Origin of the sequence: Vibrio sp. IB15 (assembly GCF_016406055.1) — a bacterium.
Classification (GTDB): Bacteria; Pseudomonadota; Gammaproteobacteria; order Enterobacterales; family Vibrionaceae; genus Vibrio; species Vibrio chagasii.
Genome location: NZ_JAEFCE010000026.1, coordinates 1 through 12,600 on the forward strand (window position 1 = coordinate 1; position 12,600 = coordinate 12,600).

Here is a 12,600-nt window from a genome sequence, read left to right on the forward strand (position 1 = left end):
AAGGCTATGAACTCGCCAAGTCTCTTGATTAACCAGACTTGTGATCAAGAGACAGGTATCTATGCAGGCTTTTTTCTGCTTTCCACTACACAGCTTGTGCCGTAAGTTGCTTCAATAATCTATCCATCGCGCGATAACCGAGAGCTTCCGATAAGTGTTTCTTTTCTATCTGCTCGTTACCATCCAGATCAGCAATAGTTCGTGCGACCTTGATGATTCGGTGATAGGCGCGAATCGATAATCCTAAACGATGCAGTGCTGTTTCGAGAAACTCCGCATCTTCGCGTCTCAATGGGCAGTACTTTTCAATTTCTCGACTACCGAGCAGTGCATTCGATTTATGGTTCCTAGACAGCATGGTTTGACGAGCCTGCTTAACTCTTTGCTTTACTACTTGGGTGGTTTCGCCGCGATCACCACCTTCAGCGAGCGTTCCTTTAGGCAGAAGTGGGATCTCTAGAGACATATCAAACCGATCAAGCAACGGACCTGATAGCCGATTGAGGTAGCGCAATATAATCTGCGGGTTAGCGCGTGCTTGATTACCCTCATAGTAACCAGTCGGGCTAGGGTTCAATGCTCCGATTAATTGGAAGCGCGCAGGAAAGCGAGTTTTGCCTGCCACCCGCGAGATTATGATTTCACCCGACTCCAGTGGTTCTCGCAATGAATCGAGCACCTTGCGCTCAAACTCGGGCATCTCATCCAGAAACAGTAGGCCATTATGCGCCAAAGAGATCTCGCCGGGCCGAGGTACAGAGCCACCACCTACCAGTGCCGCCATTGAACTCGAATGATGTGGAGCACGAAAAGGACGTTGCTTCCAGTTGTACTGATTAATCTCTTGTTGAGTCAAAGAGGCGACCGATGCCGTTTCCATCGCTTCGTCATCACTCATGTCAGGTAACAAATCACGCAGACGAGACGCCAACATGGTCTTGCCCGTTCCGGGAGGCCCGAGAAAAAGTAAGTTATGGTTACCCGCCGCTGCTATCTCCAACGCTCGCTTACCTTGTTGTTGACCAATGATGTCTTGCAAGTCGCGAAGCTCAGATACATCGACTTGATGTTGCTCAGTGCGATACAACCCCAATTGAGCCTGTCCACACATATCCGCACAAACTTCTAACAGGGTTTGAGCCGACTTATGCGCCCCTTTACCAACTAAGGCTGCCTGATCGCCATTGTGATGCGGTACAACCAAACAGCGCTCGACACTGTCCGCAGCCAATGTCGCTGGTAGTACTCCTTTCACTGAACGCAGCTCTCCAGACAGTGCCAACTCACCAATAAATTCATGCTGCGCTATTTTTGATGTGGGTAACTGATCAGAGGCGACCAAAATCCCAAGCGCGATTGGCAAATCAAAACGACCTCCCTCTTTGGGCAAATCCGCAGGAGCAAGGTTGACCGTGATTCTTTTCGATGGAAACTCAAAGCGAGAATTGATGATGGCACTTCTGACTCTATCCTTGGACTCTTTAACCGTTGTCTCAGGTAAGCCCACCAGCGTGAAACCGGGCATTCCGTTACTAATATGCACCTCAACCGTCACTTCTGGCGCCTCAACCCCCACACTAGCCCGACTATGAATTATCGCGAGTCCCATAAGTTTCCTTTCTCTTTGATTTAAAAGTATTCGCTCTGGATATTCGTTGCGCACCAAAGCAATAAGATTGTTATATAGCTTGGTGGAATGGTGTTTTAATGTGAAAAAAGAATGACATTTTCCTTGTCATGCGACAGATTTGTGTGATAACACTAGAGATGTAGACATTTACTGAACAGAATAAACAAGAAAACTCGAATTATATGAACTTTAACGCTCGCATTTACGCACTGATTAACCTGATTATCGTAGTCATTATTGAGACTGCGCGGGGGCGAGTGGGAAAAAAGTAACCACGAATTAGAAAAAACCCCCGCACTGACAAGTCCGGGGGTTTTTTCTAATTTATAGATTCGAATTTTATATTTTTGAACATTTTCGGCTTTGCCGATTTACAGGAAGAATGGGAGCACAAGATGTGCAGAGACAAAGGAAAAAGTTACCAAAATAAAGGTAATACGGGAGAATTCCGATGAAAGGCGCAGAACTAGTTGTATCCGCACTAAAGCAGCAAGGAATTGAGACCGTATTTGGCTACCCAGGCGGTGCCATCATGCCAATCTACGATGCACTTTATGACGGCGGAGTTGAGCACATCTTATGTCGCCATGAGCAAGGCGCGGCCATGGCTGCGATAGGTATGGCTCGTGCAACACAAGATGTGGCAGTATGTATGGCAACCTCAGGTCCAGGTGCTACTAACTTAGTAACAGGCCTAGCCGATGCCTTTATGGACTCTATTCCACTGGTCGCTATCACAGGTCAGGTAGCAAGTTCCCACATCGGTACCGATGCATTCCAAGAGATGGATGTGATTGGTATGTCTCTATCATGTACTAAACACAGCTACCTAGTTACCGACATTGAAGAGCTAGCTCCAACACTAGCCGAAGCGTTTGTGGTAGCGAAATCTGGCCGACCTGGCCCAGTTATCGTTGATATCGCCAAAGATGTTCAACTGGCTGAAGCTCCGGTAAACACTCTTCCTGAATTTACTCCTCCTGCAATTCCGGTAGCAACGACTGATGCTATTGAGCAGGCGCAGCACTTCTTATCTCAAGCTACCCGCCCTGTTTTATACGTAGGTGGTGGCGTTCAATTAGCAAAAGCGACCGATGCCGTTCGCGAGTTTTTGCGCCTTAACCCAATGCCAGCAGTAAGCACATTGAAAGGCTTAGGTACTATTGAGCGTGACGACCCGCACTACCTTGGTATGCTTGGTATGCACGGCACCAAAGCCGCTAACCTAGTGGTTCAAGAGAGTGACTTACTGATCGTAGTTGGTGCTCGTTTTGATGACCGAGTAACCGGCAAGCTTGATACCTTTGCACCACACGCGAAAGTTATCCATATCGATATCGATGCGGCTGAGTTCAGTAAACTGCGTCTTGCCGATGCGCCAATTCGTGGCGACATCAACAAGATCATGCCTCAACTTGAATTGAGCCAAGACATCTCCTCTTGGGTTCATCACTCAGAAGGTCTACGTAGCTCATTCAAGTGGCGCTATGACCACCCAGGCGATCTGATCTTTGCTCCACTGCTGTTAAAGCAACTGTCAGACATGATGCCTGCAAGCTCTATCGTTTCAACCGATGTGGGCCAACACCAGATGTGGGCTGCACAGCATATTCAACCTCGCGATCCACAAAACTTCATCACCTCTGCTGGTCTAGGCACTATGGGCTTTGGTTTACCAGCCGCGATGGGTGCTTCGGTTGGCCGTCCTGATGACCAATCTATTCTTATCTCTGGTGATGGCTCGTTCATGATGAACGTGCAAGAGCTGGGTACGCTAAAACGCCGCCAAATCCCAGTGAAGATGGTACTGCTAAACAACTCTCGCTTGGGCATGGTTCGCCAATGGCAATCGCTGTTCTTTGATGGTCGCCACAGTGAAACCATCTTAGATGACAACCCTGACTTCGTGATGTTAGCGAAAGCCTTCGATATCCCGGGCAAAACCATCACTCGTAAAGAAGAAGTAGAGCCCGCTCTAAAAGAGATGTTAGAGAGCAAGACGGCTTACCTACTTCATGTTCTTATCGATGAAGAAGAGAACGTATGGCCACTAGTACCGCCAGGTGCTTCAAACAGTGATATGTTGGAGAACACATAACATGAAAAGATACCTATTAGACATCAAAGCCGATGATAAGCCAGTACTACTAGAGCGTGTTCTTCGTGTTATTCGTCACCGTGGCTTTATCGTTAAACAAGTAGCCGGCACTCAGAACCATGAAAGCAAGATCGCTAGCGTTGAAATCATTGTCGACAGTGAACGTCCGATTTCCTTCTTGGTCAATCAAATCGAAAAACTGTGGGATGTACGTACCGTTGACGTTATCTCTATCAGTCGTAATGAATTGCCAAACAACAACTTACAACAAAAGATAAGTGCATAAGGAACCGCAAACATGACAGCAAAAACGGCAGACTATATTTGGTTTAACGGTGAAATGGTTCCTTGGGCAGAGGCGAACGTTCACGTCTTAACCCACGCTATGCACTACGGTACTTCAGTGTTTGAAGGTGTACGTTGCTACGACACGCCAAAAGGTCCGGTCATCTTCCGTCACCCAGAGCACGCAAAGCGCCTAAAAGACTCAGCAAAAATCTACCGCTTCCCGATTCCTTACACTGAGGAAGAAATTATGGAAGCAACTCGCGAAACACTACGTCAAAACAAACTAGAGTCAGCGTATATCCGCCCTCTAGGCTTTGTTGGTAACGTGGGTTTGGGTGTATGTCCTCCAGAAAATACTGAGATGGACCTTATCATCGCCGCTTTCCCTTGGGGCTCTTACCTAGGTGAAGAAGCGCTAGAAAATGGCGTAGATGCGATGATCTCAAGCTGGAACCGTGCAGCTCCAAACACCATCCCAACGGCTGCGAAAGCGGGGGGTAACTACCTATCTTCACTACTGGTTGGTGGTGAAGCACGTCGTCATGGTTACGATGAAGGTATCGCTCTCAGTGTCGATGGTTATCTGTCTGAAGGTGCGGGTGAGAACATCTTTGTAGTGCGCAATGGCGTGCTATCCACACCACCAGCGACCAGTGCAATTCTGCCGGGCATCACGCGTGATTCAATCATGACGCTAGCAAAAGACATGGGTTATGAGATCCGTGAAGAGAACATTGCTCGTGAAGCGCTATACCTTGCCGACGAAGTCTTCATGACAGGTACCGCAGCGGAAATTGTTCCGGTTCGCAGCGTAGACAAAATTACAGTAGGTGAAGGCAAACGCGGTCCTATCACTGAAAAAGTTCAAGCGGCTTACTTTGGTCTCTTCAATGGTACCACTGAAGATAAGTGGGGCTGGCTAGACTATGTTTACCCAGAAAACCAAACTTCAGACAATCAGTAAGCAACAGCCAAATATTTTATAAGGATTTAAGCAATGCCAATCTATCGTTCAGCAACGACTACCCACGGACGCAACATGGCTGGTGCGCGCGCTTTATGGCGTGCAACTGGCGTTAAAGATGATGATTTCGGTAAGCCAATCATCGCAGTTGTAAACTCTTTCACTCAATTCGTACCAGGCCACGTTCACCTTAAAGATATGGGGCAATTGGTTGCGGGTGAAATCGAGAAAGCGGGCGGTATCGCTAAAGAATTCAACACTATCGCGGTTGATGATGGTATCGCAATGGGTCACGGCGGCATGCTGTACTCACTGCCATCACGTGAGCTTATCGCAGACTCAGTAGAGTACATGGTTAATGCTCACTGTGCGGACGCGATGGTATGTATCTCTAACTGTGACAAAATCACTCCGGGAATGATGATGGCAGCTATGCGCCTAAACATCCCAGTGATCTTTGTATCAGGCGGCCCAATGGAAGCAGGTAAAACCAAGCTTTCCGATCAAATCATCAAGCTAGACCTTGTTGATGCGATGATCCAAGGTGCCGATCCAACAATTTCAGATGAACAAAGTGAGCAAGTAGAGCGCTCTGCATGTCCAACATGTGGTTCATGTTCAGGCATGTTCACAGCTAACTCAATGAACTGTCTAACTGAAGCACTTGGTCTATCTCAGCCAGGTAACGGTTCTATGCTAGCAACCCACGCTGACCGTGAAGAGCTGTTCATCAATGCAGGTAAGCGTATCGTTGACCTGACTAAGCGTTACTACGAGCAAGACGACGAATCAGCACTGCCTCGCAATATCGCGAACCGCGCAGCCTTTGAAAATGCGATGGCTCTAGATATCGCAATGGGTGGTTCAAGTAATACCGTTCTTCACCTATTGGCAGCGGCTCAAGAGGGTGAAGTCGACTTTGATATGGGTGATATCGACGAGATGTCTCGCCGTGTTCCACACCTATGTAAAGTGGCTCCTTCAACACCGAAATATCACATGGAAGACGTTCACCGCGCAGGTGGTGTAATGGCGATCCTAGGTGAACTAGACCGCGCTGGCCTACTGAACAACCAAACTCGCACTGTGCTTGGCCTAAGCATGCAAGAGCAGCTAGCTCAATACGACATCATGCAGACAGAAGACGAAGCGGTACTTAAGTTCTTCCGCGCTGGCCCAGCAGGTATTCGTACTACCAAAGCCTTCTCACAAGATTGCCGTTGGGATCGCCTTGATGACGACCGTAAAGAAGGTTGTATCCGCACTAAAGAGAATGCATTCAGCCAAGAAGGTGGCCTAGCGGTACTTTCAGGCAACATTGCCGTTGACGGTTGTATCGTTAAGACAGCCGGTGTTGATGAAGAGAACCTGAAATTCCAAGGTCCTGCTATCGTATTTGAAAGCCAAGACACAGCCGTAGAAGGCATCTTAGGCGGTAAAGTAAAAGCGGGTGAAGTGGTTGTTATCCGTTACGAAGGCCCTAAAGGTGGTCCGGGCATGCAAGAGATGCTTTACCCAACGACTTACCTAAAATCGATGGGCTTAGGTAAGTCTTGTGCACTACTAACGGATGGTCGTTTCTCTGGTGGTACATCGGGTCTATCTATCGGTCACGCTTCTCCAGAAGCAGCAAGTGGCGGTACTATCGGCCTAGTTCAAGATGGCGACATCATCACTATCGATATCCCTAGCCGTTCGATCACACTTGATGTGCCTGAAGCTGAGCTAGAAGCACGTCGTGTTAAGCAAGATGCACTAGGCTGGAAACCAGCAAACCGTCAACGTGAAGTATCATTCGCACTAAAAGCTTACGCAAGCATGGCAACCAGTGCTGATAAAGGCGCGGTGCGTGATAAGTCGAAGCTTGAGGGCTAATCTATGAGTGATGACACGGTCAGTCCCCAAAAACAAACTGGCGCAGATTATCTGCGTCAGATCCTGAGAGCGCCAGTTTACGAAGCAGCAATCGTGACACCTCTACAAGAGATGCCCCGCTTAAGCGCTCGTATTGGTAATCAGGTTCAGCTGAAGCGCGAAGACCGTCAGCCGGTCCACTCGTTCAAGCTACGTGGTGCCTACAACATGGTATCAAGCCTTTCAGAGCAACAGAAAGCCGCAGGTGTGATTGCCGCATCGGCAGGTAACCATGCTCAAGGTATGGCGCTGTCCGGTTCTAAGCTTGGTATTCAAACCACGATTGTGATGCCAAAAACCACACCAGACATCAAGGTTGATGCGGTACGTGGCTTTGGTGGTAACGTGGTTCTGCACGGCAGCAACTTTGATGAAGCGAAGGCTGAAGCAGAACGCCTTTCTGCTGAACATGGCTACACCTTTGTGCCTCCTTTCGATCACCCATTGGTGATAGCAGGACAAGGCACCATGGGTATGGAGATGCTTCAGCAAAATGGTCATATGGACTACATCTTTGTGCCTGTCGGTGGTGGTGGTTTGGCTGCTGGTGTTGCAGTGCTGGTTAAGCAGCTGATGCCTGAGATTAAAGTCATCGCGGTTGAACCCGAAGATTCATCTTGCTTGAAAGCAGCGTTAGATGCTGGTGAGCCAGTAGTACTGGATCAAGTCAGCATGTTTGCCGATGGCGTTGCGGTTAAGCGTATTGGTGAAGAGACATTCCGTCTGTGTCAGCAGTACATCGATGGTCACATTGCCGTGTCTAGCGATGAGATCTGCTCTGCAGTGAAAGACATCTTCGAAGATACTCGTGCGATTGCCGAGCCTTCTGGTGCGCTTGCTCTGGCAGGATTGAAGAAGTTTGCCGAGCAAAACCAACTGCAAGGTAAGCAACTGGCAACGGTACTGTCTGGTGCCAACACCAACTTCCATGGTCTGCGCTATGTGTCTGAACGTTGTGAGCTGGGTGAGAAGCGCGAAGGTCTGCTTGCGGTTACTATTCCTGAGCGACAAGGTGCCTTCCTAGAGTTCTGTAATATCATTGGCGGCCGTGCTGTGACTGAGTTTAACTACCGTCATAACGACGACAGCCTAGCGAACATCTTCGTCGGTGTACGTCTCAATGGTGGACAAGAAGAACTCGATCACATCATCAACGACCTGCGTGAAGGTGGCTATCCAGTCGTCGATCTGTCTGATGATGAGATGGCAAAACTGCACATTCGTTACATGATTGGTGGCAAACCATCAAAACCATTGAAAGAGCGCTTGTACAGCTTTGAGTTTCCAGAATATCCAGGTGCATTGATTAAGTTCCTTGATACCTTAGGTACCCATTGGAATATCAGCCTGTTCAACTACCGTAACCACGGCGCTGATTACGGCCGTGTATTGTGTGGATTCGAACTGGATGATGATGATTTGGCTCAGTTCTCTACTCACCTCAGAGAGCTTGGTTACCAGTGTAAAGATGAAACTGATAACCCTTCTTACAAGTTTTTCTTGTCATAAGAGAGATCTACCGAAACAAAAGAGCGAGTTTTCACTCGCTCTTTTTGATCTTACCAACAAAGATCTTTCAACTAGATCGCTTTGCGATGATCCAACCAATCACGGTGAAGTTGTTCACTGGATCCTAAATAATTGACCATCCACTCGATCAACTTATGGTTATCGTCTTTTCGCCACACCAAACAGCACTGGCTCAACGGGCTAGGCTCTGGCAAGATTTTCTCCACCAGCAAACCTTGTTCGATAATCGGCGCGGCAATATGCCTCGGCATGTACCCCACGCCAACACCGTTCTTCAGGCATTCAATAGCGCTATACCAGTTAGGTAACAGCAAACGCCTTTGATTGGCGTAGTGTCCAGTATGACGCTTAGGCAGCACGCTTGAGGTATCATCCAAGCAGATAGCTGGATATTGGCTCACGAACTCTTCATTAAGGTTCTGTTCGCGCACACACGGGTGGCTTGGCGACATCACAAACGCCCAATCTAATTGCCCCATGTCTTTGACTTCAAAATCGCCACCCACTGGCACCGCAGAGGTCGCGCCAATCACGATATCCGCTCTACCTTGTGCTATTGCCTCCCAAGAGCCGTTAAACACTTCCATGTTGATCTGTAGCTCAGCAAACTCAAAAGTTTGATAAAACTCTTCAATCATCGGCTTCATCTTGTCGAGCTTCACCACATTGTCGAGCGTGAGGCGCAAAGTTTTCTTCCAGCCACGAGCTGCTCGACGAGTCTGAGCACTGACCTCTTCCATCTGCCTCAGCAGTGCACGCGCCTCTTCAATGAACAGTTCACCTGCCGGAGTGAGCTCGACCTTTCTCGGTAAGCGCCTGAAAAGTAGCACATCCAGTTCTTGCTCGACCTGCCTAACACCATAACTGATCGCCGAGGGTACTTTGTGCAACTGCTCAGCCGCCGCGGTAAAACTGCCTAAGCGCGCCACAGTATCGAGCATTTCTAAAGAGGATTTAGAGAACATAAGCCTTCAAATTTTTTGATTGATAACCACATATTTTAGCGTTTTATTTTATCAGATCCGAAAAATAGAATGTCAGCATAAATAAACAGGGACTTTTACCTCTGTATATCAAACAATTTTTTTGATGATAAAAACATCACTACTTTTAGCGTAACGGCATCTTATGAATATTTCTAAATTTCAATTGGTTTACCTTGCAGTACTTTCAATGCTAGGTTTTATCGCGACCGATATGTACCTTCCTGCATTTAAGGCGATGGAGATCGATTTCGCAACCGGTCCTGAACAGATAGCACTATCTCTTACTGTGTTCCTTGGCGGTATGGCTATGGGTCAACTTCTATGGGGATTAGCGAGTGATAAATACGGTCACCGCAATACGCTAGCGGTTGGTCTTTTTATTTTCACTGCCGCTTCGTTCGGTTTGGCATTCAGTACTGAGGTATGGCACCTACTGACGCTGCGCTTCATTCAAGCGATTGGCGTATGTGCACCAGCGGTAATCTGGCAAGCGATGGTTATTAAGCGTTACTCAGAGAGCAGCAGCCAACAAATTTTTGCAACCATCATGCCTTTGGTGGCACTGTCTCCAGCTCTGGCACCTCAACTTGGTGTACTACTGGCAGATAACTTTGGCTGGCACAGCATCTTCGTGACGTTAACACTGATGGGTGCGCTGCTAGTGGCAACCACTATGGCTCAACCAAAAGAAGCGCCAGAAGTAAAACAAACATCAGTTAAGACTGATATCAAGATGCTGCTGAAATCGAAGCCTTACGTGGGCAACGTATTGATGTTTGCATCGGCTTCTGCAGCGTTCTTCGCTTACCTAACGGGTATGCCTGAGATCATGGCTCAATTAGGCTACGAAGCAAAAGACATCGGTCTGAGTTTCATCCCACAGACGATCGCATTCATGGCGGGTGGTTACTTCGGTAAGCAAGCCGTGAAGAAGTATGGTGATGGTGTGGTACTAAGAAATCTGATTGGTTTGTTCAGCGTTGCTGCAATGCTTATCTTTATCGCATCGCAGTGGGAACTGACATCAATCTGGCCTCTACTTGCACCCTTCTGTCTGATTGCAATCGCGAATGGCGCGCTTTACCCAATCGTAGTAAACCGTGCTCTATCAAGTGCGAAACAAAGCCCAGCAACAGCGGCTGGTCTACAGAATAGCTTGCAAATCAGCATCAGCGGCCTATCAAGCGCATTGGTAGCAGCAATGGCAAGCCAAGCACTAAGTGCAACAGGCATCGCAGTTGTGATTTGTTTGGGCGCCCTATGGGTTGGCTACATTGTGTCGAACAAAGAGCTTTCTGAACACTTTGCAGCACCAGATAACTCTCGTGTTGTTGCAGAAGAGAAGCAAGACTAGTTTCTAACTTCGTAAAAACAAAAAAGAGCGAGGTTACTCGCTCTTTTTATATCTGAATGTTGTACTCACTAGAGTTACTGCGAAACCGCTTCTCCATCAACCACTTCTAACGCAGGTGCCTTTTGGCGGCTGTATTCCTCATAGTTAACCACTCGACTGCGTCCCATGTCTTTTGCCATGTACAACGCGTTGTCCGCCATCTTCACTAGAGATTCGGTATCTGAGGCTGGCTTAGGACACGTAGCAACACCGATCGATACACCTAACTGACCTAAAGAAAGCCCTTTGTGTTCTAAGTGCATAGAACGAACTGCATCACACAAGGTTTGTCCGAACTCGGTCGCTTGCTGCATGGTGTAATGTGGAAGCAGCACCGCCAACTCTTCACCACCTAAGCGACAAGCGATCTCATCTTCACTGACACTCTGTTTGAGTAGCGCACTGATCTCTTTTAGTACGAAGTCTCCTGCATCATAGCCAAAGTTGTCATTGAAGCGTTTAAAGTGATCCAAATCGAGCATTAACAAAGACAGTGGCTGTTCGCTGGTGGCCGAATTCATCGAGTGCTCTTCTAGCTTCTGCTCGAAGAAGCGGCGGTTGAATAGCCCTGTCAGTGGATCGCTCAAGGCTTGTGAGCGAAGCTTCTCTTGCAGGCTCAAGTTAGCCAGCGCCAAACCTAGATGTTCTGACACACTGAAAGCCAATTGCTCGGTGATTGAGTCAATCTCGATATGACCTTGACCGAAATAAAGGTGCATGATGCCAATGGTGTTGCCATGCGCAGTCAATGGGATACAAAGAGTCTGATTGTTTTCCATCTCATGCATGTGACCACAAGTTAACGAGTGGAAGTCATCATTTGATTGATGCGCTCGCCCCTTGCGCAGTGACCAACACTCTTCCGGTGCAAAGCTTGCACTTCCTGGCCAAGCATCCCCCCCAATCTAGCTGAGTGATGAGCTGGTTACGCGAAGCACGCATCAATGAAACACTGCCGTTCATCTTACCAAGAACTCGCGGCAAGATATCTGAGACGATCTGCTGAGCTTCCACCATGTTGTTACATGCCGCAAGCATATTGGCCAGACGGTGCATCAGCTCAATCTCATGGGTTCTTTGGCGAATGCGCTCATCTTGCTTCTTCTGCTCTTCTTCGACCTTGTGCACTATCTGACGGTTACTCACATACGAAGTGCCAATCAAAAAGCTCAAGCTCAATACGACCATCCCGATCAGAATACCCATTAGCTGGAAATTCATCTGCTTAAGTTGATGCATTGGTGAAGAAATCACGATAACGAAACTGCTGCCATTCATCGACTCTTTGTGCGAGTAATAGATACGATCGACAGAGGTGACGGTACTAAAGCGCACATCGCTGCCAAGGCCGGTTTTCAAAGCTTGCTGAAACTCGGGACGATTGCTGTGGTTCTCAACGCTAGCAAGTGCATGATCGGAAAGGTCTGTATCACCAATCACCACTCCGTCAGTGTTAATGACCTGAATCCTCAACCGAGTACTGGCTTGCGTAAGGTTGCCAATGTAGTCGTCCACATCCACTCCGGGAGTAAACAAACTGCTATCTTCACGGATTGCGTAGACAACATCAGACATCAATGAGACGAGATGGTTACGTTCGTTCTCTACCACTAACTTTTCCAAGGTGATGTAAAAGCCGTATAAGCCCACCAGCATTGAAAAAGATAAAATAACGATCGGCAAGGTTTGCCACTTTTTATCAACAAGTCTCATTTTGCACACACTTTAAATTTACAGAATGATAGCCTGAATATTAGCAATCTGCCTACAAAATACAATTAGGAAATAGATTATTTT

At 47.8% G+C, this 12,600-nt stretch carries 8 protein-coding genes and 1 pseudogene; 6 read left to right on the forward strand and 3 right to left on the reverse strand.

Features of this window, described 5'->3' with window-relative positions; genetic code table 11:
* Positions 1-85 precede the first annotated feature (85 nt).
* Entirely contained in the window at positions 86-1,609 is a 1,524-nt protein-coding gene (locus JC606_RS11535) for a YifB family Mg chelatase-like AAA ATPase (protein ID WP_061033961.1), read from the reverse strand.
* A gap of 472 nt (positions 1,610-2,081) precedes the next feature.
* Between JC606_RS11535 and ilvG the strand changes: the two genes are divergently transcribed.
* The 5 genes from ilvG to ilvA are packed head-to-tail and all read left to right on the forward strand — an operon-like array spanning position 2,082 to position 8,403.
* Positions 2,082-3,728, forward strand: a complete 1,647-nt coding sequence (gene ilvG, locus JC606_RS11540) for an acetolactate synthase 2 catalytic subunit (RefSeq protein ID WP_116869882.1) — start codon at positions 2,082-2,084, stop codon at positions 3,726-3,728.
* 1 nt (position 3,729) lies between these two features.
* Positions 3,730-4,014, forward strand: coding sequence for an acetolactate synthase 2 small subunit (gene ilvM, locus JC606_RS11545; RefSeq protein WP_004739310.1), 285 nt, complete (start codon positions 3,730-3,732; stop codon positions 4,012-4,014).
* A gap of 12 nt (positions 4,015-4,026) precedes the next feature.
* Positions 4,027-4,980 carry a branched-chain amino acid transaminase gene (locus tag JC606_RS11550; protein WP_137407562.1) on the forward strand — a complete coding sequence of 318 codons (954 nt, stop codon included), beginning with the start codon at positions 4,027-4,029 and terminating at the stop codon, positions 4,978-4,980.
* A gap of 33 nt (positions 4,981-5,013) precedes the next feature.
* A complete protein-coding gene (gene ilvD, locus JC606_RS11555) occupies positions 5,014-6,855 on the forward strand; it encodes a dihydroxy-acid dehydratase (protein WP_137407563.1) in 1,842 nt (613 codons plus the stop codon).
* Between the two features lie 3 nt (positions 6,856-6,858).
* Positions 6,859-8,403 carry a threonine ammonia-lyase, biosynthetic gene (ilvA, locus tag JC606_RS11560; RefSeq protein ID WP_102426595.1) on the forward strand — a complete coding sequence of 515 codons (1,545 nt, stop codon included), beginning with the start codon at positions 6,859-6,861 and terminating at the stop codon, positions 8,401-8,403.
* A 71-nt stretch (positions 8,404-8,474) separates the two neighbouring features.
* On the opposite strand, the gene punR is transcribed toward ilvA, so the two are convergent.
* On the reverse strand, positions 8,475-9,389 hold the full coding sequence (gene punR, locus JC606_RS11565; protein WP_061033956.1) for a DNA-binding transcriptional activator PunR: 915 nt from the start codon (positions 9,387-9,389) through the stop codon (positions 8,475-8,477).
* Between the two features lie 163 nt (positions 9,390-9,552).
* Here punR and punC point away from each other — a divergent pair, with 163 nt between their 5' ends.
* A complete protein-coding gene (punC, locus tag JC606_RS11570) occupies positions 9,553-10,764 on the forward strand; it encodes a purine nucleoside transporter PunC (protein ID WP_137407564.1) in 1,212 nt (403 codons plus the stop codon).
* Positions 10,765-10,838: 74 nt separating this feature from the next.
* On the opposite strand, the pseudogene JC606_RS11575 reads toward punC, so the two are convergent.
* Positions 10,839-12,459: pseudogene (locus tag JC606_RS11575) on the reverse strand (sensor domain-containing diguanylate cyclase).
* Positions 12,460-12,600: the final 141 nt, after the last annotated feature.